Raw genomic sequence first — 19,628 nt, 5'->3', positions numbered from 1 at the left:
GTTTTTACATTGGTCTATCCTCCTTTTGCTGCATATGCAAATACTTAGGTTTTAACAAAGCATTCTTTGCAAATTCATCCTTAATTCCAATAATTTCTTGAATTAAGCGCACTTGAGCTGGATGTAAAGAATCAAGATGCCTGTGAAGATTCAGCAGCATCCAATGAATGTCCTCAGAAAGGTCAGTAGGGATAATAAACTTACGCTGCGAGGCCTCAACCACCTCATGTAGCTCTGCCTGCTGAAGATCAGATAAAGACAAAGCTTGGATCAACCGCTCGATAAATTCAGATGTCGGCGGGCCTTTGGTTCCTATTTCCAAGGCAGAAATATAACTCTGCTCATACCCTAACAGCTCTGCTAACTCAATTTGACGAATACCATGGGCAACTCGAAGCTGATAAAAGTATTTTGAAAATGGCCTCACAAAAACCCACCAATTAATAAAAATAATCAGATAGAGTAATTAAATTAAAATAAAAAGTCAAAACAAACAAAAACAAAAACATTGTAATATTATTAAATAACACAAAAAATATAGCAATTAAAAAACATCACTTAATTTTTTCTAAAAAATACAAAATGTTTTTCTAAATTTCCAACGTCAGAATAGTTACATTTATATTTCATAGAGAAGGTCACAAGAGATAAGCGTGTAAAATGAATACTACTGGCGTATGACGTTCTGAACAGTTTTTTTACCAGTAGGCTTCTCAGAGGGAATACCCATACGACTGGTACACCATTTTACAGATCCGGAGTATTATAAAACCTATTTAATTAGTGGGTTTATTTTTTTACTGCACACTACAAACCAACAACCATTAGTTGTACTTAAAATATACTTTTCACTTCTTTATTATCAATACATTCACCTTTTTTAGTATATTTTTTCCCATCCAAAGTAAAGACAACAAAACAATTACCTGACTGATAATTGCCTATTTTCAGCCCCTTCAAAACATATGGATAAAAATAAGGAACCACAAACATTGACAACATAAAAACAGTAATAAACACTATCAACAAAGAAACTTTTACACTCCTACTTATTGCCAATCCTTTTTCTACAACTCTATTTACAACCATAGTAAAAAAAGCCAACAAATGAAAAACAAATACTATAAAAAATGGCTTATCTGAACCAACTTCTTTCACAATAAAATCTACCATATAAAATATTGGCAAAAAGGGCAGAATCAACGTAAAACCAGATAAAACAGAGGCTGGAAAGGATTTTTTTCCATAACAGATAAAATCAACATAGGCCAAAGAAAATATACCGATAACGACGCCAGCATTATAAAAAAAAACTTCTGAATTGTTATTTGAAACCAATCCCATTTCGATAAAAAAAACCACACATAAAAACCCAATGGAATTCATGCCAAAAATCTTTAAATACTTCATAGCCAGAGACAAAAAAAGAACAAACAAAGAATATATAAAAAGAAAAATATAATCATTAAAATCATAATTTTTATACAAAAAAATTAAAAAAGCAGCGATACTGACACCGCCTATCAAAGCTAGAGCATACCTATCATTTATTTTAGTTGGCCGATAAATATTATAATTAAATATGGAAGAGCGACACAATGAAGGAATAAAAAAAACAAACGCCAAAGAAAAATAAAGAAAGAAAGATAAAAAAATCGTTGCAATTAAAACTCCACCATTTGAGATTGCCTGAGAAAATAGATCAACACGCTTCTGATCAGACAGAAACTTAAGCAGAGCCAAACTACTAAAAGCAATTGAGAGCGTCACTGATATAGTGATAAAAAATGTAGTCATTTCCATTGCTTTATAAACAAAATCTAATCTTTCTTTTTGAATTTTTTTCATAAATTTCACATATTAAAATTAAAATAAACGCATATGAAAACTAGCTTGTTATTAAGCACTACCCATCTTTTTCTATACGACAAGTGTCATAGCAATGCTCCTCCTATAGTACGCCAATACAACATATTCCAAAGATAATTAACTAAAAAATAAGCCCTGCAGTTGCAGGGCTTATTTTTTAACACGAAATTCAAACACTGCCATTGAATGACAAACTATTCGTCGTTGAATGAAAGACTATCTGTCGTTTTGGAAGAACTATGTGTCGTTCGACGATCAAACACTAATCCCAGCTCAAAGCCCCACCCGTCTGATACTCCGTCACCCTCGTTTCAAAGAAATTCTTCTCTTTCTTCAAATCAATCATCTCACTCATCCATGGGAATGGATTAGTCACGCCCGGGAACATTGGCTCCAAGCCGATTTGTTGCAAGCGGCGGTTGGCGATAAAGCGTAGGTATTCTTTGAATTGCGATGCATTGAGGCCGAGCACGCCGCGGGGCATGGTGTCTTCGGCGTAGGCGTATTCCAGCTCTACACCGCGCTTGAATAGACCGTAAATTTCGGCTTTGAATTCTTCAGTCCAAAGCTGTGGGTTTTCCATTTTAATGGTGTTGATCAGATCAATACCAAAATTACAGTGCATGGATTCATCGCGCAGGATGTATTGGTATTGCTCGGCAGCGCCAGTCATTTTGTTCTGGCGGCCCAACGCCAGAATTTGCACAAAGCCCACATAGAAGAACAGGCCTTCCATAATGCAGGCGAATACGATGATGGAGCGCAGCAGTTGCTGATCTGTTTCCAGCGTGCCGGTTTTAAAGCTTGGGTCGGTCAGGATATTGATAAAAGGAATCAGGAATTCATCTTTATCGCGGATCGAGGCCACTTCGTTGTAGGCGTTAAAGACTTCGCCTTCGTCCAAGCCTAAAGATTCAACAATGTATTGATAGGCATGGGTATGGATGGCTTCGTCGAAAGCTTGGCGCAGTAAAAACTGACGGCATTCTGGCGAAGTGATTTGGCGGTAAGTGCCCAAAACGATGTTATTAGCCGCAAGGCTGTCCGCGGTAACAAAGAAACCCAGATTGCGTTTTACCAAACGGCGCTCGTCATCGGTCAGGCCGTTTGGGCTTTTCCACAGCTCAATATCGCGCTGCATGTTGACTTCTTGCGGCATCCAGTGGTTTGCACACTGCGCCAAGTATTTTTCCCAAGCCCATTTGTGCTTAAACGGCACCAGCTGATTCACGTCGGTGGTACCGTTAATCACGCGTTTGTCTGAGGCATTTACACGCTTAGCGGTGGCCGCTTCAAGGTTGATGGCTACGGCCGGTGTGCTGATTTCATCGTCAAAGTTGAGCATTACTAGTCCTGTCTTACTGATGTTGATACTTACTGATTTAAGGCACTCAGTAGGCGAGTTTTAATATGACTGATATGAATGTTTACTGAGCTGGGCTGCTGAGTAAATGGGTTTTAATATTGCTGGTGTCGGTGATGCCGTACTTCTGGCCTAGGGCGTAAAAATCGCGTTCGTGCTGATCGCTCATTTTTAGGCTGGATTGAAAACTCAGCGCCAGATGGACTTCACCGAGATAAATCACCTCACCCGCTTTTACTTCAAAACTTTGCCCGATTGGCATTTGATCACGGCGCTGCTGTGGCCAGCCTGCGGCGATGTAGCTCCAATCGCCTACCGCGTGCTGTGCGGTATATTGGCCGGGGGCTAAGCTTAATAGATGTAGCTTGCCAATGGCATTTTTATTAGGTGCGGCAATGGTGTCGTGCAAAATGCTGGCGTTTAAATCAATCGGCCCCTTGGAGCCTTCCAGACGCAGCCATGCATTTGCGCCATCCTGATCAAAGGAATTGAGCGTTAGGGCCACAAGCACATAGCCTTGATCCGCTGGCGGAGTCAGCTTGCCTTGCACCACGGCCACAGGTGCGGTGGCGCAGGCGCTTAAAAATAAGACGGTGCTGAGAATTAAACTTTTAAACATCGGAAGACCTAGTGCAGTAAGCGGGTGGTAACAAGGCTGGTGTCTTGCACTCCCCACTGCTTTAGTTGATAAAAATCGCGCGGTGTTTGATCGCTATATGTCAGGGCTGAGGCAAAATTAAGCTGGGCGTTGATCTCGCCTAAATACAGCACTTCGCCTGCGGCAATTTGAAAACGCCGCTCTATTTTAAAGTGTGGCTGCCCGCCCCGTCCGTTCGATCCGTTTACCGCCCATTCTCCCCACGCTTCACTCACCGTATAGCTGCCCGCTGCCAGCGGCAAAACCCATAATCGCCCACGTGTTTCGGCATCTGGCCCGCTAATCACATCGCGGCTGATATCGGCACGCAAGCTGTGCTTACTGTTTGCGCCCACCAATTCCACTTGCAGCTGGGCCCGATCCGATGACAAAGATTGCACGCTTAAAGCCAGCACCACATAGCCCTGCCCTGCGGGTGGTTGCAGGCGGCCGTTTTCAATTTGCAAGGCGGGCTGCGCGCTACAAGCAGCAACAAGCGCACTCGCCACACCGGCTACGCCCCGCACACATCGCGATAAAAAGCTCATTTGGCGATACAGGCGATGCGTAATACTTCGGCACGCCAGCGCGCTTTATCGGCGTCTGGCAACCAAGATGCTTCAAAACTGTGATTCACTAATTGCACCACTTCGCTGGCTGATAAATCCATGGCGGCGCGGCAAGCTAATAAGTTAGCGTTGAGATAGCCGCCAAAATACGCTGGATCATCAGAATTCACCATCGCGCACAGGCCTGCTGCCAACAAATTACGTAAATTATGTTTGGATAGATCATCCACCACGCAAAGCTTTAAATTAGAAAGCGGGCAAACGGTGAGTGGGATCCGCTCGGTAGCAAGGCGTACCACCAAAGTGGCGTCATCGGTGCAGCGCACGCCATGATCGATACGAGACGCGCCGAGCAGATCTAGCGCCTCAGTAATATAAGCAGCGGGGCCTTCCTCACCGGCATGGGCCACGGCAGGCAAGCCCAGATCGCGGCAACGCTTAAATAATTTTTGGAACTTGGCTGGCGGATGCCCCAACTCGCTGGAATCCAGCCCCACGCCGTCAATTTGCGCCAAGTATGGCAACGCCGCATCCAAGGTGGCTTTGCCATCGGCTTCGGATAAATGACGCAAAAAGCACAGAATCAGCTTGGAGCTAATGCCCAGCTTATCGGTGGCATCTTGCAGTGCACGGGTAATGCCACTAATCACCGTGCCAATATCAATGCCACGCGCAGTATGCGTTTGCGGATCAAAAAAGATCTCGGTGTGCACAATATGGTCGGAATAAGCGCGTTCACAATAGGCCCAAGTCAGATCGTAAAAATCTTCTTCGGTAACCAGCACGCTGGCACCGGCGTAGTACAGATCGAGAAAGGATTGCAGATTATCAAAGGAATACGCGGCACGAACTTCTTCTACATTGGCGTAAGGCAGGGTGATGCCATTTTTTTGCGCCAGCTCGAACATCATTTCAGGCTCTAAAGTGCCTTCGATATGCAGATGCAGCTCGGTTTTGGGTAAAGCGAGGATCAGTTGATCGACAGGGTGCAGGGCTTCGGTCATTTGACTCTCAAGGTGTTTTTTTTGGGGGCATTGAAGTGTGTAGGATGGGTGGAGCCGGCCTTTTGGCGATACCCATCATCGGCGAATATTGATGGGTATCGCCGCAAAACCTCGGCTCCACCCATCCTACATATCTCGTTCGCAAGCATTGCATCATTCGTAGGGCGGGTGGAACCCGCCGATTTCATAACATTTCATATCCATAAAGGCGGGTTCCACCCGCCCTACGTTTTACTGACAGCTCTCGCACTCTGGGTTGTCAATCGAGCAGAATTTCATATCTGTTGCAGGTAATTCAGCGTCGATTGCGGCCATGGTTGGCGCGGCGCTGATCGAGTTTGCACCTGCTGCAGAAGCTTGGTTGTACACCCCATCAACCGCAACCGCGTTCAACTCACCACCGCTACCGGTGGATTTTTCTGCTGCTGTGGCGGCCATCGTGCGTAGGTAATAAGTGGTTTTCAGACCACGTAACCATGCGAATTTGTACAGCTCGTCCAGCTTCTTGCCCGATGCGCCAGCAAGGTAGAGGTTGAGCGATTGGCCTTGGTCGATCCACTTTTGGCGGCGCGATGCGCATTCAACCAGCCAGTTTGGATCCACTTCAAACGCGGTGGCGTAGAGATCACGCAGGTCTTGCGGGATGCGTTCTACTTTAGACACCGAGCCGTCAAAGAATTTCAGGTCGGAGATCATCACTTCATCCCACAGACCACGCGCTTTTAGATCACGCACGAGGTATTCATTCACCACGGTGAACTCACCCGACAAGTTCGATTTTACGAACAAGTTTTGGTAAGTTGGCTCGATACACGCCGATACGCCGATGATATTGGCAATGGTCGCGGTTGGCGCAATGGCCAAGCAGTTTGAATTGCGCATGCCGTGGGTGCGAACGCGTTCACGCAGCTGGGTCCAATCCAAGCGTGAGCTGGTATCCATTTCCAGATAGCCACCGCGCTCTTCTGCCAGCAATTTAATCGAATCTTGTGGCAATACACCGCGATCCCACAGGCTGCCTTTGTAACTAGGATAAGTGCCGCGCTCTTGCGCAAGCTCAGTGGATGCCCAGTAAGCGTGATAAGCCACGGTTTCCATCGATAGATCGGCAAACTCAACCGCCGCATCCGAGCCGTAAGGCAGGCGCAACATATGTAAGCAATCCTGGAAGCCCATAATGCCCATACCCACCGGGCGATGCTTCAGATTGGATTCACGCGCTTTACGCACTGGGTAAAAGTTAATGTCGATCACGTTATCCAACATGCGCATCGCTGTGGTGATGGTGCGCGCCAGTTTATTGGTATCGAGTTCGCCATTCTTAATGTGGTTCACCAAGTTGACCGAGCCCAAATTACATACCGCAATTTCGTTCTCGTTGGTGTTCAGGGTGATTTCTGTACATAGGTTTGAGCTATGCACCACGCCAACGTGTTGCTGCGGGCTGCGGATATTGCAAGGATCTTTAAAGGTAATCCAAGGATGGCCTGTTTCAAACAGCATAGAAAGCATCTTGCGCCATAGACCCAGCGCAGGGATTTTCTTGGCGATTTTCATTTCGCCACGCGCGGCTTTCGCTTCATAGGCCACGTAAGCCTGTTCAAAATCTTTACCAAACTTATCGTGCAAATCAGGCGCTTCGGATGGGCTGAATAATGTCCACTCGCCGCCCTGCATCACACGCTTCATAAAGAGATCTGGAATCCAGTTGGCGGTATTCATATCGTGCGTGCGGCGACGATCATCACCGGTGTTCTTACGCATTTCGAGGAATTCTTCGATATCTGCATGCCAGGTTTCAAGGTAGGCACACACCGCGCCCTTACGCTTGCCGCCTTGGTTTACCGCTACGGCGGTGTCGTTAACTACTTTAAGGAAAGGCACAATCCCTTGTGACTTGCCGTTGGTGCCCTTGATATGGCTACCGAGGGAGCGCACAGGCGTCCAGTCGTTACCCAAACCACCCGCGTATTTAGACAGCAGCGCGTTTTCTTTCAGCGCTTCGTAAATGCCTTCCAGATCATCGGACACGGTGGTGAGGTAGCAGCTGGAAAGCTGGCTACGGCGGCTACCGGCGTTAAATAAGGTAGGCGTGGAGCTCATAAAATCAAAGCTGGATAAGACGTTGTAGAACTCGATCGCACGCTCTTCGCGGTTGATTTCATTCATCGCCAAGCCCATCGCCACGCGCATAAAGAAGCTTTGTGGCAGCTCGATGCGGCTGTCTTCGATATGCAGGAAATAACGGTCGTACAGGGTTTGCAAGCCAAGGTAGCCGAATTGGTAATCACGGCTATGATCCAGCGCCGCGCCCAGTTTGGCTAAATCGTATTGGGAGAGGTTTTCATCCAAAAGCTCGGCATCAATACCGCGCTTGATAAATTGCGGGAAGTAATCGGCATACTTAGATGCCATTTCTTCGTGGCTGACTTCTTTGCCTAATACTTCTGAGCGCAAGTTGTTTAGCAATAAACGCGCAGTTACAAAGCTATAGGCCGGGTCTTTTTCAATCAGCTGACGTGACGACATAATCAGCGCACGGCGAACTTCTTCTGCCGGTACGCCGTCGTAAACGTTTTTCAGTGTTTCAGCCAGCATGGCAGCTTGATCTGTGGTGCCTTCCAAGCCTTTGCAGCAAGAAGCGATCAGCTCTTTTAATTGCGCTAAATCGAGGGGGCGGCTGCTGCCATTCGGATACAACACATTGATCGCGTGGTGATGCTCTGGCTCAAAGCGGGAATGACGCTCTTTGCTACGCTCTTCGCGGTATAAAACATAAGCGCGGGCCACATCGTGCTCACCAGCGCGCATCAGCGCCAGCTCAACCTGATCTTGGATATCTTCAATATGAATCGCGCCGCCTTCTGGCTTACGACGCATCAACGCCGATACAACGGATTCAGTCAGCTGCAAGGCTTTTTGACGCACGGCAGCGCTGGAAGCGGCATCACTGCCTAATACGGCGATAAACGTTTTGGTCACTGCTACGGTGATTTTATTCGGTGCAAATGGCACCACAGATCCATCACGGCGAATGGTTTTGTAATCAGCATAGCTGCTGTGCTGCTGAGCAGTGTTAACGCTATCGGTCATAGGGCTCTCATTGAGTTGCGCGTGCGGCTAAGTGGGCACGTCTCGCTGTGGATAATTCTGTGGATTTCTTGTGGAGAAACACTATATGTAGTGTTTAACAAGAAGAGTTAACACAAATACTAGTGTCTTTCAGCGAGATAGGCAAGTGACGGATAGGGATGAAAAGAGAGAAGGTAAAGACTAAAAAAACGAGCTTAAGCAAAGCGAGTATTTATGCGGTTTGGGCGCTGTTGTGCATAAGTAACAAGACAAAAAAGCCGATTATTTACATCGTCAAAAACGGCTAAAAAAGCCTGAAACAAGCCCTTGCTACGGGGCGGGCCTTCAGCCGTTCTTACGATGGCCAATTGCCTAATAAACAATCATTCTGCATTTTATGGCATTTTATGATGCAGCAGATCAGCTAGTAAGCTGGCAAAAAAATGAGCTTTGTTCGCCGAAGAACAAAGCTCTTTTTAATGAAGCACTGCGCTGCTTAATCCAGCAAATCAATATAATCTTTTCGGCTAAAACCAGCCGACTTCAGCCAAGGCATCTCTTTAGGCATGGCTTGCGGCTCCACCGTTACTCGGCTCCAGTTCGCGCCGTTTTCATTGCCTGTTTCAATGATTTTAGGCAGCTGCAATTTCTCTGACCACAGCACCATGGTATACATGCCGCCCTTGCGGCTCTCTAGCCAGACTTCACCGGCAGGCGCAGGCGTGCTGCGTTTTTTCATATTTTTAAGCTGCTTGCGATCGAGCATATAGGCGGTGCTTTCCCAACTGCCATCAAAGCCAACTTCGCGGTAATCGCTTTTGCTCATTTCTACTATCTGCTGCAGCTTGCTCCGCACCAGCTCAAATTTAAGCTCGCCCTTGGCATCCAGCTGGATGGATTTGGCCGCCAGTGCAAAATTCATATTATGGCTATGACCTTCGTGGCCTTGGGGCGCTTTGCTGGCTTCGGGCGCGGCATTCTTTGGCAAGACACGTTCGCTCCAAACCCGCTGGCTAGTACGCAACCATGCTTCCTGAAACCGGGTCGATTTACTCACACCCTCTGGCGTGACTACCCGCGTTTCATAGGTCACCAAAGCGGCAACATCGGGCGTGCCCACCGCACTGGCTGGCCCGACATATACAGCCATCATCAAGACCGGTAGCAAATACTTCATTCATTTATTCCTTACAAAAAACAAGCCGGCAATTGCCGGCCTGTTTTACCAATCAGTACACATTAAAAACCGGCAGCTTGCTTTACCAAACCAAAGACCTTGGTGTTATCCAGTGTGCCTTTAAATGCTTTAGAGCCTGCACCCGCAGCAAACAGCATGACATCTCCGCCGCCGTGCGTTTCATTACCATTGCCTACTTTCACCGCGCCTTCCTGCTGATAATCATCGTGCAAGACCTGTGATTTATCTGCATTGCCCTCAACCAGCATGGTGCGTGTTACCGGGCGATTTGAGCTATTACCAAACACCAGCGCCGTATAGTTATTACCGTCGGCATCTTTCATTTCCTTGCCATCACGATAATTTTTTACCGTGCCCATAATGTCGCTGCCTTTCTTGCCATAGCCATTAATGGTTAAGGTATGGTCGTGATCGGCTGTCACCACGATCAGGGTGTTTTTAAGCTCTGGATCGGTTTTTCTGACTTCAGTGAGTGCGGCTTTAATCGCATCATCAAAAGCAATCGTGTCGTCCATCACCCGCTTGGCGTTATTGCCGTGCAGAGCGTGATCGATGCGGCCACCTTCTACCATCAGGAAGAATCCTTCAGGCTTTTTAGCCAGCACAGCAATCGCTTTAGTGGTCATTTCGCTGAGGCTAGGCTGATCGATGGATTTTTTTACGCGATCAAGCTCGTACTCCATATGGCTGGAAGCAAACAGACCTAATAATTTGTCTGTTTTGCTGGCATCCACATTTTTTAGCTCGCTGCCCTTTTCGGCAAACACATAGCCTTTGGCTTTTAATTCAGCGATCAAATCGCGGCCATCGGTCCTTGCTCCTTTCGCACTACTTGGCAAAAAGTGCTTACTGCCGCCGCCCATCAAAACATCCAAACCATTGCCCAGCTTGGCATTAAAGCCTTTACCGCCCGGCACAGCCTGCTCGGCAATGCTGTTTTCTGCATCACGATGGCAAATATGCGAGAAAGTCGCCGCAGGTGTAGCGTGCGTCACCCTTGTGGTAGTCACTGCGCCAACAGCCTTTCCTTTGGCTTTGGCCAGCTCCAGCAGGGTGTCCACTGCCTTACCATTATTGTCGCCACACTGATTGCTGCCATCTTTGCCCGGCTCTTTGGCCTGTGTATCTGCGCTCATCGAGATGACTTCGTTATTCATCTTAACGCCGGTCATATAGGCAGCCATCGACGGCGCGGAATCGGTGGTTTGGGCGTCGTTAGAAAACGTTTTGATTCGTGCGGTGCGGGACCTGCCCGCATCCAGCGCTTCCATCGTTAAAGCGCCTTCTTCTTTGTATTTATAAATACGCGCGGCAGTGACTGTAGCTGGGCCCATGCCATCGCCTAAGAAGAAAATAACATTCTTGGCTTCACCCGCTGCCTGGGCAGCCTGAGCAAAAGCGAGCAAGCAAGCGCTTGCAATAAGAGTTTGTTTCATCATGATTTTTCCCTTGATTCTACGGTGGCTTACAGGCCAACAGCGTCGCGAATGAGCTTGAACACATTGGTGTTGTCCATCACCCCGTAAAACTGATCGCTGCCCTTGCCCACTGCCCCCAGAAATACATTGGTGCCGCCGTGGGTTTCACTGCCGGCGGCAGTGCGAATCGCAGCTTCCTGATGGTAGCTATTGGCAAACACTACGCTTTCATCCAGCGCTGTTTTTCTATCACCACGGCTTTCACCATTACCAAAGCCAATGATGGTGTAAGGCATGCCGTCTGCGTCGGTCGATAATTTGCCGCTAACCACATCTTTGACTAGCCCCAATACGCCAGGATTAGCCGCAGAAGATTTGCCTGTGCGCTTGGCATAGCCGTTCAACACGAGGGTGTGATCATGATCTGCGGTCACCACGATCAAGGTGTTTTTTAGCTCTGGATCGGTTTTCTTTATTTCAGCCAATGCCGCTTTGATGGCATCGTCAAAGGCAACGGTATCTTGCAAGGCTTTTTTAGCCGTGGTTTCGTGCAGCGCGTGATCGATGCGGCCTCCTTCTACCATCAGGAACATGCCCTTATCGTTTTTCTTCAGGCCTTGGATTGCTTTCACGGTCATTTCAGCCAGACTTGGCTCTTTTGCTGAATCACGATCGAGGTCGTAGCTCATATGGCTAGGTGTAAACAAGCCTACAAATTTGGCCGTTTTACTGGCATCCAGTGCATCAAATTCGGCACGCGTGCCCGCAAATCCATACCCTTTCGCTTTTAATTCAGCCACTAAATCACGGCCATCGGTGCGTTTACCTTTTGCTGCTGTCGGATAGAAAAACTGGCTGCCACCACCCAGCATCACATCCACACCATCGGCCAGTGCTGGGTTATAGCCCTTGCCGCCCGGCACAAACTGCGCAGCAATATCGTTTTCTGCATCACGGTGGCAAATGTGCGCATAGGTGGCTGCGGGTGTGGCATGGGTAACACGGGTAGTGGTAACTACGCCGGTTGCCAGGCCTGCTGCCTTAGCGATTTCTAGCATGGTAGCCACGGGCTTGCCATTATTGTCCCCACAACCATTGCTGCCATCTTTGCCCGGCTCTTTGGCCTGTGTATCTGCGCTCATCGAGATGACTTCGTTATTCATCTTAACGCCGGTCATATAGGCGGCCATCGACGGTGCAGAGTCGGTGACTTGTGCGTCATTTGAATAAGTTTTGATAAATGCTGTTTCTGGCAACGTATCGATAGTGAGCTCACCGTCTTCGCCTACTGCATAAGTGCGTGCAGCAGTTAAAGTGGTCATCCCCATCCCATCACCCAAGAAGAAAATCACGTTTTTAGGCGCTACAGCCACTGGTGCGGCCACAACCGCATTACTCGTGGTATTACACGCAGATAAAGCGCTCGCCAACAGGCCCGCGATAAGAATAATTTTCATTTGCATCTCCCTAAGAGGAAGAATGCACGATAGATGAATTACTTTGCACTTATGTTACATCTAAACTAATTATTTATGACAAGCGCAACTCTGTTTCAATAAGGCTCGTCAAAAAAATATAAAATACCAAAAAGATAAAGAAATTAGCATAAATTAAAACAGCTCATGTCAGCCTGCTTAGGCAGCCATATATTTAAAATGGCAGCACGGCTTTACCCCAACGCAAAAAAAGCGAGCCTAAGCTCGCTTTTCTTCAAATCAAACCCTAATCATCTTAGTGATCGTGGCCGTGCTCACCATGTACATGGCCGTGCTCAAGTTCTTCTTCACTTGCTTCACGAACCGCAGCAACAGTACCCACAAAGCGAATAGTCATACCCGCGAATGGATGGTTTGCATCCACTACTACACGGTTGCCTTCGATTTCAGTCACGCGGAATAACAATACTTCGCCGGTTTCAGGATCATCGGCTTCGAACATCATGCCGGCTTCAACTTCCATCGGGAATGAAGATTTTTCTTCTTCACGAACTAAATCTGCATCGTGTTCACCGAAAGCATCTTCTGCTTCCATAGTCACATCAATGCTGTCGCCAACGTTTTTGCCTTCCAGTGCTTCTTCAACCAAAGGAAGAACATTGTCATAACCGCCGTGCAGATATTCAATCGGCTCTTCGGTTTTGTCGATTTGTTTGCCAGTGGCATCGAACATTTCATAGTTTAAAGTTACAACGGTATTTTTTGCAATTTGCATGGGTTCACCCTAGCTGTTTCACGAGTTTAAGAATTTCCGCCGCATGGCCCTTGGGGACAACGTGATAAAACGCATGGCGGATCACGCCGTCCTTATCGATTACAAACGTGGAACGGTCTATGCCGTATCTTACCACGCCATGTGCCTCCCACTCATGTAGAGCGTAATAGAGCCGGCTTACTTCGCCTGTTGGATCGGCTAATAAATCGAATTCTATCCCCTGCTCGTCTTGAAATTGCTCGTGTGACAAGCAATCATCCATGCTGACGCCAAGGATAACTGTGTCATATTGCCGAAATGCTGCGCAGCGATCACTAAACTCAACCGCCTCGGTAATACCACCGGGCGTGTGATCTTTATTAAAGAAATACAACACCACATGAGACTTCCCACGCAGCTGCGCCAATTGCACATCATCCATTTGAGCATCAGACAAAATAAAATCAGGCGCAATATCTCCAACGTTCAGCATGTGTTCTCCATGCGATAATTGTTGTAATCCATTTTGTTATAGAGCAAAAACATGCAACTTTTAGGCGGGCTCAGTCCCGAAGAATTTTTAAAAGAATACTGGCAAAAAAAACCATTACTGATCCGCAATGCCTGGAGCAACTTTCCCGAGCTGATCGATTACGCACGTTTGGCCGAGCTAGCTCAACATGAGGATGTCGAATCCAGACTCATCGAGTATAAAGGCGGCCACTGGAAAGCCGAATCCGGCCCTTTCCGCCCATCACGCTTTGCCCGCCTTGCCGAAACCGACTGGACCATCTTAGTTGGCAACGTGAATCACCTCGTCCCACATATTGCAGATCTACTCTATCAATTCAATTTCCTGCCTTACACAAGGCTGGATGATTTAATGATCTCTTACGCACCACCGGGTGGCAGCGTAGGCCCACACTATGATTCTTACGATGTGTTTTTATTGCAAGTTGGCGGAAAGAAACGCTGGCAGATCTCGAGCGACGACGCGAGCGGTTTTATTGAAGACGCGCCAATTCGGGTATTAAAAGAGTTTCATCCAGAGCAAGAATGGGTGCTGGAGCACGGCGATATGCTGTATCTGCCGCCGATGTACGCCCATCACGGCGTAGCGCTTGAACCAGGCATGACCTATTCAATAGGCTTTAGAGCGCCAAAAACACAGGAAATCGCCGGTAAGTTTTTAGAATTCTTGCAAGACGAGCTGTGCCTCGAAGGTATGTATAGTGACCCACAGCGCCAGCCCACCGCTAAGCCCGCCGAAATTGATAGCGAATTTGTCGGACAAATCGGCGAAATGCTGAAAAACATCACCTGGAACGATGAAACCATCCGCCGCTTTGTCGGCAGTTATTTCACCGAACCTAAGCCTCATGTATTTTATAATCAGCCTGATGAGCCACTTGATTTTGATGATTTTGCGGCAGAAATCGCCAAAGGCGGCATTATGATCGATGCCAAAGCGCTGATGCTGTACGAAGCTGATCGTGTTTACGCCAATGGCGAAGCACTTGAATTTGAGCCAGAAGCGCTGCCTTGGCTACAAAAACTAGCCGATCAGCGCAAACTGCCAGCCGCAAATTACCCAGAAAGCCTCATTACTATTCTTTATGAATGCTACGAATATGGCTATTTACAGCTCTCCTGAAGCACAAACTTTTGACGCCTACGCGGCTTATCCGCAAGCCGTGGCGCAAATCATGGGCTCGGCGCAACAAGAATTGCTCCTTTGCGAACGCAACTTTTCACACTGTGATCTGGGCAGCCGGGCTATTTTTGATGCCTTATGGGCGTTTTTTACAGCTAATCCACCGGGGTATTTGCGCCTGATTTGCTTTGATATTCACTACCTTAGCCAGCGCTGTCCGCAATTTTTACAATTGACAGAAAGGTTCCCACAAAGAATTGAGTTACGGCTTGCACATGAATCTTGTTCTAACTGGCAACAAGGCTTTATTCTTGCCGATAAAACATGCTTGTTACATCGTTATCATTTTGATTGGCCAAGAGGCGAAATAACCACTGATTCACGCATTGTTGCGATGATGCAACAGCAATTTAATGCCCTTTGGGAGCAATCCAGCCCAAGCAATGAATGGCAGCGCTTATATTTATAGATATTTAACATGTTGTTACATGGCGTTGCAGAATTCTTGCCTAAATAGCAGTATTCATAATCTGTTGGACTGTTCTTTCAAATAAAACGTGATATTATTTGCGCTGTCGGTCGGTCACTGAATGATTGCAGTTTTTCAGCATCGATCCACGGTTGATTGCACCTATTTAATTTCGTTTGTCCCATTCGTCTCTGTCAAAGGTAAGTTCATAATGAAAAAGTCCCTGCTAGTTGCTGCTCTGATCGCTGTTGCTCTGTCTGCTTGCGGCAAAACTGAAGCTCCTGTTGAAGCAGCTTCTGCTGTTGTTGAAGCAGCATCAGCTGTTGTTGAAGCAGCTTCTGCTGTTGTTGAAGCAGCTCCAGTTGCTTCCGAAGCTGCTGCTTCCGAAGCTTCTGCTGCTAAGTAATTTGCAGGCAGTACCGCTTTAAAAAAAGCCGACCGCAAGGTCGGCTTTTTGTTTTTCTAAATCAAACAATTCAAAAGTCATATAAAAAATATCAATTGCAAAAAATGACAAGCAGATTACATACGCTTAATTAAATTAACTATACCTTTATAATCAATGCTTAAAGCAGATTCAGCGACTGCAATTATGGCTATTCAATAAAAAATAAAAACCACTATTCTGATCGATTAATTCGAGATCATTCCATGCAGATTATTGCTCCGCGCTGGCTTATTCCAATCGAACCTCATGCTACTGTACTCAGCGATCATGCTGTTATTACTGATCATGAACGCATTGTGCAAATTATGCCGCTCAGTGCCGCGCGTATCGCCTACCCTAGCGCCAAAGAAACCTTACTCGCAGAACATGTGCTACTACCCGGCCTGATTAATACCCACACCCATTCGGCCATGAGCTTATTGCGCGGCTATGCCGATGATCTAGCGCTTATGACCTGGCTGCACCAGCATATCTGGCCCGCCGAAACCGCTCATGTTTCTGATGATTTTATTTTTGATGGCACCACGCTCGCCATTATGGAAATGATTGCTGGTGGCACTACCTGTGCCAACGATATGTATTTTGAGCACAGCGCCGTAGCCCGCGCCGCCGTTTCTTGCGGATTTCGGATGGGCATTGGTTGCAGCATTTTAGAATTTCCCACGCCCTACGCCTCTGATGCGGATGGCTATATCAAAAAAGCGCTCGCCTCACGCGCCGAATTTAGCGGCGAGCCCTTGGTGCATTTCACCCTAGCCCCCCATGCGCCCTATACGGTGAGCGACGACACCTTTAGCCGAGTCATTACGCTGGCCGATGAGCTTGATCTAGGCTTGCACAGCCATATCCATGAAACGCAGGATGAAATCAAAAATAGCCTGAAACAATACGGGGTGCGCCCGCTAGAACGACTCGCTGCGCTGGGTTTTTTAGGATCAAATTTAGTTGCGGCACACATGGTGCACACCAGCGATACAGAGATTGCCCTACTTGCTAAGCACGGCGTGAATATTGCACATAATCCAGCCAGTAATTTAAAGCTCGCCTCCGGCATCGCCCGTATTCATGCCATGCAGCAAGCAGGCATCAATGTAAGCATTGGCACCGATGGTGCCGCCAGTAATAATAAAATCGATCTATTTGCCGAAATGCGCCTTGCTGCACTACTCGCCAAAGCCCAGGCAAATAATGCCGAAGCTATCCCCGCTTGGCAGGCTTTAGAAATGACTACCCTAAACGCTGCCAAAGCCATGCGCCTCGATGATAAAATAGGCAGCATTAAAGTAGGCAAACAAGCAGATCTGATCGCCGTTGATCTATCTGCAGCTGCAACCCAGCCCTGCTACGACCCCATTTCACAACTTGTCTATGCAGCAGATCGCTCACAAGTTAGCCATGTATGGATTGCCGGACGCTGCGTTTATCAAGCCGGACAACACCTCAGCTTAAACACTGGCGAAACGCTAAACCGCGCTCGCCGCTGGCAACAACGCATCAAAAAGGAAGCCTGATGACTGAAGCAAATATCAATGTTGACCCTTCCGAGATCGCCAAATTCTCTGCCCTTGCCCATAAATGGTGGGATACCGAGAGCGAATTCAAACCTCTGCACGAGATCAACCCGCTACGCATCGATTTTATGCAAAAGCACGTTGAGCTGGCTGGCAAAAAAATCCTCGATGTAGGCTGCGGCGGCGGCATTCTAGCCGAAGGCTTAGCTCGCCATGGCGCGAACGTCACCGGCATTGATCTGGCAGAAAAATCGCTAAAAGTCGCCAAACTGCACTTATTTGAATCAAAACTGGAAGTCGATTACCGCTGTGTGCCAGTGGAGCAGCTCGCCACGGAAGAGCCGGAAAGTTACGACATCGTGACCTGCATGGAAATGCTAGAGCACGTACCCAGCCCGGCCAGCGTAGTAGCAGCCTGCGCCCGCCTCGTCAAACCCGGCGGCTGGGTGTTCTTTTCTACCCTAAACCGCAATGCCAAAAGCTATCTGCTGGCCGTGGTGGGCGCTGAATACGTCTTAGGCATGCTGCCACGCGGCACGCACGACTACGCCAAATTTATCAAGCCGTCCGAGCTTGCCCGCATGACTCGAAACGCAGAAATCGAAACCGTATCACTGAGCGGCCTAAGCTATAACCCGCTCACCAAAATCTATAAGCTCGATGACGATGCTGCCGTGAACTACCTGATTGCCACAAGGAAAGCCCCTTAAATCAAGCAAATCCATTTAAACCTCACAAGGAAAACTCCATGATTACCGCAGTCCTGTTCGATCTTGACGGCACGCTGGCTGACACCGCACCTGATTTAGGCGCCGCACTCAACCGTCTGCTTGCCGAAGAAGGCCGCAAACCGCAGCCTTACTCCGCCATCCGCCCACTGGCATCTCACGGCGCACGCGGCCTGATCGAGCTGGGCTTTGGAGTTATTCCGCAAGACGAGCAGTTTGCCGCGCTGCGTGAGCGTTTTCTAGCCCTGTATGAAACCGGTCTCTGTGAAGAAACCGCCCTCTTTGAAGGCATTCACGCCCTGATCGAAAAAATTGCCGCCCGTGGCCTGCAATGGGGCATCGTCACCAATAAGCCCGCCCGCTATACCGACCCGCTGATCGCCCAACTCCCCTTCCCCAGCCGCCCCGGCGTAGTGGTTTCGGGGGACACCGTCGGCGTGGCCAAGCCAGACGCCAAACCCATGTATTTTGCAGCCGCCCAACTCGGCGTTGATCCGGCCCACTGCATCTATGTAGGGGACGCCGAGCGCGATATCGAAGCAGGCCGCAAGGTAGGCATGCGCACCGTATTGGCCGATTATGGCTATATCAGCGACAACGACAAACCCCATGAATGGGGCGCAGACCACCGCATCGCCCACCCGCTTGATCTACTTCAACACCTGCCAAACTAATTTAAATAAAGGGCGGCAATACGCTACGCCCTAATCCCGTTCACCTAAGGTTTTTGACCTTAGCCTTCCCCTTGATAAAAGGGGATTGAGGTAATGCCGTTCACCTAAGGTTTTTTGCCTTAGCCTCCCCCTTTGTAAAAGGGGATTGAGGGGGATTTAACACTGTTTCAGCGACAACAATCGCCCCAATAGTACAAACTCCCCTAACCCCCTTTATCTAACCCCACATAAGCCTTTGTTATCTCTAGAAAATTAAGCAATCACAGACAGCAAGCTTCACTAGAAACAAGCGGTAACAAAGGCAATCGTTGTGCAAGAGCAGGCTTACGCGTATAATCAGAGATCTTCATTGGGGCCGCCATGGTTTCGACGGGGGTTGCAAAGTGGATGAGGGCATACCGGGGTCTCAGATTCCCGTAAAACACTGAATTTATATAGTCGCAAACGACAATAACTACGCTCTAGCCGCTTAATCGCGCTAGACTCTGCACTACAGGGCCCATCGGGTAGGTCGCCTAAAAACGATACGCAGAGTCATTAAGATGGGATCGCTTTTGCTCGGGTTACTTGGGCAGAGGCTAAATCTAAGGTAACTCGTTCTCTCCAAGCCTGTCGGTCGGCGTGGTCGGGAATTAAAACCAAATGACATGACTAAGTATGTAGAACTCACTATAGAGTGCTTCCGGACGCGGGTTCGACTCCCGCCGGCTCCACCAGTACACGAAGCCCCAACAGTTATCTGTTGGGGCTTTTCATTGTCCGTAAACCCAACAACGGAGCGGCTTTCAGGCTTTTTACCTCACGACCTACCCCCCATACTTCAA

General features: G+C 48.0%; 18 protein-coding genes and 1 other RNA gene. 7 read left to right on the top strand and 12 right to left on the bottom strand.

The genetic code is table 11. The annotated features are described in order from the left end of the window. Positions 1–4: 4 nt before the first annotated feature. The 12 genes from ACFQNF_RS19835 to ACFQNF_RS19780 form a co-directional block, all read right to left on the bottom strand. Positions 5–427 carry a helix-turn-helix domain-containing protein gene (locus tag ACFQNF_RS19835; protein ID WP_380189940.1) on the bottom strand — a complete coding sequence of 141 codons (423 nt, stop codon included), beginning with the start codon at positions 425–427 and terminating at the stop codon, positions 5–7. 407 nt (positions 428–834) lie between these two features. Next, on the bottom strand, positions 835–1,848 hold the full coding sequence (locus ACFQNF_RS19830) for a hypothetical protein (RefSeq protein WP_380189938.1): 1,014 nt from the start codon (positions 1,846–1,848) through the stop codon (positions 835–837). A gap of 283 nt (positions 1,849–2,131) precedes the next feature. After that, the gene (locus ACFQNF_RS19825) at positions 2,132–3,214 is read right to left on the bottom strand and encodes a ribonucleotide-diphosphate reductase subunit beta (RefSeq protein ID WP_046350665.1); all 1,083 of its coding nucleotides are present in this window, start codon (positions 3,212–3,214) and stop codon (positions 2,132–2,134) included. Positions 3,215–3,296: 82 nt separating this feature from the next. Then, positions 3,297–3,851, bottom strand: coding sequence for a hypothetical protein (locus ACFQNF_RS19820; RefSeq protein WP_380189936.1), 555 nt, complete (start codon positions 3,849–3,851; stop codon positions 3,297–3,299). Between the two features lie 8 nt (positions 3,852–3,859). Continuing rightward, positions 3,860–4,417: a hypothetical protein gene (locus ACFQNF_RS19815; RefSeq protein ID WP_380189934.1), complete on the bottom strand. Its 558-nt coding sequence runs from the start codon at positions 4,415–4,417 to the stop codon at positions 3,860–3,862. Beyond that, the gene (locus tag ACFQNF_RS19810) at positions 4,414–5,442 is read right to left on the bottom strand and encodes an adenosine deaminase (protein WP_380189932.1); all 1,029 of its coding nucleotides are present in this window, start codon (positions 5,440–5,442) and stop codon (positions 4,414–4,416) included. Before ACFQNF_RS19810 ends, ACFQNF_RS19815 begins: the two co-directional genes overlap by 4 nt. 231 nt (positions 5,443–5,673) lie before the next feature. Beyond that, entirely contained in the window at positions 5,674–8,535 is a 2,862-nt protein-coding gene (locus ACFQNF_RS19805; protein ID WP_380189930.1) for a ribonucleoside-diphosphate reductase subunit alpha, read from the bottom strand. 475 nt (positions 8,536–9,010) lie between these two features. Then, positions 9,011–9,691: a hypothetical protein gene (locus ACFQNF_RS19800; protein ID WP_380189928.1), complete on the bottom strand. Its 681-nt coding sequence runs from the start codon at positions 9,689–9,691 to the stop codon at positions 9,011–9,013. Between the two features lie 62 nt (positions 9,692–9,753). Next, on the bottom strand, positions 9,754–11,151 hold the full coding sequence (locus ACFQNF_RS19795; RefSeq protein WP_380189926.1) for an alkaline phosphatase: 1,398 nt from the start codon (positions 11,149–11,151) through the stop codon (positions 9,754–9,756). Between the two features lie 26 nt (positions 11,152–11,177). After that, the gene (locus ACFQNF_RS19790; protein WP_380189924.1) at positions 11,178–12,587 is read right to left on the bottom strand and encodes an alkaline phosphatase; all 1,410 of its coding nucleotides are present in this window, start codon (positions 12,585–12,587) and stop codon (positions 11,178–11,180) included. Between the two features lie 274 nt (positions 12,588–12,861). Continuing rightward, positions 12,862–13,341, bottom strand: a complete 480-nt coding sequence (locus ACFQNF_RS19785) for an FKBP-type peptidyl-prolyl cis-trans isomerase (protein WP_046350657.1) — start codon at positions 13,339–13,341, stop codon at positions 12,862–12,864. 4 nt (positions 13,342–13,345) lie between these two features. Beyond that, positions 13,346–13,813 (bottom strand): peroxiredoxin, encoded by a 468-nt coding sequence (locus ACFQNF_RS19780; protein ID WP_046350656.1) that lies wholly within the window; start codon positions 13,811–13,813, stop codon positions 13,346–13,348. Between the two features lie 51 nt (positions 13,814–13,864). On the opposite strand from ACFQNF_RS19780, the gene ACFQNF_RS19775 reads away from it, so the two are divergent. From ACFQNF_RS19775 to ssrA, 7 genes are all read left to right on the top strand, one after another. Continuing rightward, entirely contained in the window at positions 13,865–14,974 is a 1,110-nt protein-coding gene (locus ACFQNF_RS19775; protein ID WP_380189921.1) for a JmjC domain-containing protein, read from the top strand. Further along, a complete protein-coding gene (locus tag ACFQNF_RS19770) occupies positions 14,952–15,443 on the top strand; it encodes a DUF7931 domain-containing protein (protein ID WP_380189919.1) in 492 nt (163 codons plus the stop codon). The genes ACFQNF_RS19775 and ACFQNF_RS19770 overlap by 23 nt, the downstream gene beginning before the upstream one ends. Before the next feature lie 121 nt (positions 15,444–15,564). Next, the gene (locus tag ACFQNF_RS19765) at positions 15,565–15,849 is read left to right on the top strand and encodes a hypothetical protein (RefSeq protein ID WP_380189917.1); all 285 of its coding nucleotides are present in this window, start codon (positions 15,565–15,567) and stop codon (positions 15,847–15,849) included. Between the two features lie 245 nt (positions 15,850–16,094). Then, entirely contained in the window at positions 16,095–17,402 is a 1,308-nt protein-coding gene (locus ACFQNF_RS19760) for a TRZ/ATZ family hydrolase (protein WP_380189915.1), read from the top strand. Next, the gene (gene ubiG, locus ACFQNF_RS19755; RefSeq protein WP_380189913.1) at positions 17,402–18,112 is read left to right on the top strand and encodes a bifunctional 2-polyprenyl-6-hydroxyphenol methylase/3-demethylubiquinol 3-O-methyltransferase UbiG; all 711 of its coding nucleotides are present in this window, start codon (positions 17,402–17,404) and stop codon (positions 18,110–18,112) included. Before ACFQNF_RS19760 ends, ubiG begins: the two co-directional genes overlap by 1 nt. A gap of 38 nt (positions 18,113–18,150) precedes the next feature. Next, a complete protein-coding gene (locus tag ACFQNF_RS19750) occupies positions 18,151–18,804 on the top strand; it encodes an HAD family hydrolase (RefSeq protein WP_380189911.1) in 654 nt (217 codons plus the stop codon). A 351-nt stretch (positions 18,805–19,155) separates the two neighbouring features. After that, positions 19,156–19,520, top strand: a transfer-messenger RNA (tmRNA) gene (gene ssrA / locus ACFQNF_RS19745). The last annotated feature ends 108 nt before the right edge of the window (positions 19,521–19,628 follow it).

Source organism: Iodobacter arcticus (genome assembly GCF_042664895.1).
Classification (GTDB): Bacteria; Pseudomonadota; Gammaproteobacteria; order Burkholderiales; family Chitinibacteraceae; genus Iodobacter; species Iodobacter arcticus.
Note: the sequence above shows the minus strand (reverse complement) of the source record. Positions and strands in the feature narration are given on the sequence as shown.

Bases quoted from the DNA above. Each gene is read 5' to 3' on its own strand.
- ACFQNF_RS19830 (WP_380189938.1), bottom strand. From the start codon at position 1,848: ATGAAAAAAATTCAAAAAGAAAGATTAGATTTTGTTTATAAAGCAATG.
- ACFQNF_RS19825 (WP_046350665.1), bottom strand. From the start codon at position 3,214: ATGCTCAACTTTGACGATGAAATCAGCACACCGGCCGTAGCCATCAAC.
- ACFQNF_RS19820 (WP_380189936.1), bottom strand. From the start codon at position 3,851: ATGTTTAAAAGTTTAATTCTCAGCACCGTCTTATTTTTAAGCGCCTGC.
- ACFQNF_RS19815 (WP_380189934.1), bottom strand. From the start codon at position 4,417: ATGAGCTTTTTATCGCGATGTGTGCGGGGCGTAGCCGGTGTGGCGAGT.
- ACFQNF_RS19810 (WP_380189932.1), bottom strand. From the start codon at position 5,442: ATGACCGAAGCCCTGCACCCTGTCGATCAACTGATCCTCGCTTTACCC.
- ACFQNF_RS19805 (WP_380189930.1), bottom strand. From the start codon at position 8,535: ATGACCGATAGCGTTAACACTGCTCAGCAGCACAGCAGCTATGCTGAT.
- ACFQNF_RS19800 (WP_380189928.1), bottom strand. From the start codon at position 9,691: ATGAAGTATTTGCTACCGGTCTTGATGATGGCTGTATATGTCGGGCCA.
- ACFQNF_RS19795 (WP_380189926.1), bottom strand. From the start codon at position 11,151: ATGATGAAACAAACTCTTATTGCAAGCGCTTGCTTGCTCGCTTTTGCT.
- ACFQNF_RS19790 (WP_380189924.1), bottom strand. From the start codon at position 12,587: ATGAAAATTATTCTTATCGCGGGCCTGTTGGCGAGCGCTTTATCTGCG.
- ACFQNF_RS19785 (WP_046350657.1), bottom strand. From the start codon at position 13,341: ATGCAAATTGCAAAAAATACCGTTGTAACTTTAAACTATGAAATGTTC.
- ACFQNF_RS19780 (WP_046350656.1), bottom strand. From the start codon at position 13,813: ATGCTGAACGTTGGAGATATTGCGCCTGATTTTATTTTGTCTGATGCT.
- ACFQNF_RS19775 (WP_380189921.1), top strand. From the start codon at position 13,865: ATGCAACTTTTAGGCGGGCTCAGTCCCGAAGAATTTTTAAAAGAATAC.
- ACFQNF_RS19770 (WP_380189919.1), top strand. From the start codon at position 14,952: ATGGCTATTTACAGCTCTCCTGAAGCACAAACTTTTGACGCCTACGCG.
- ACFQNF_RS19765 (WP_380189917.1), top strand. From the start codon at position 15,565: ATGATTGCAGTTTTTCAGCATCGATCCACGGTTGATTGCACCTATTTA.
- ACFQNF_RS19760 (WP_380189915.1), top strand. From the start codon at position 16,095: ATGCAGATTATTGCTCCGCGCTGGCTTATTCCAATCGAACCTCATGCT.
- ubiG (WP_380189913.1), top strand. From the start codon at position 17,402: ATGACTGAAGCAAATATCAATGTTGACCCTTCCGAGATCGCCAAATTC.
- ACFQNF_RS19750 (WP_380189911.1), top strand. From the start codon at position 18,151: ATGATTACCGCAGTCCTGTTCGATCTTGACGGCACGCTGGCTGACACC.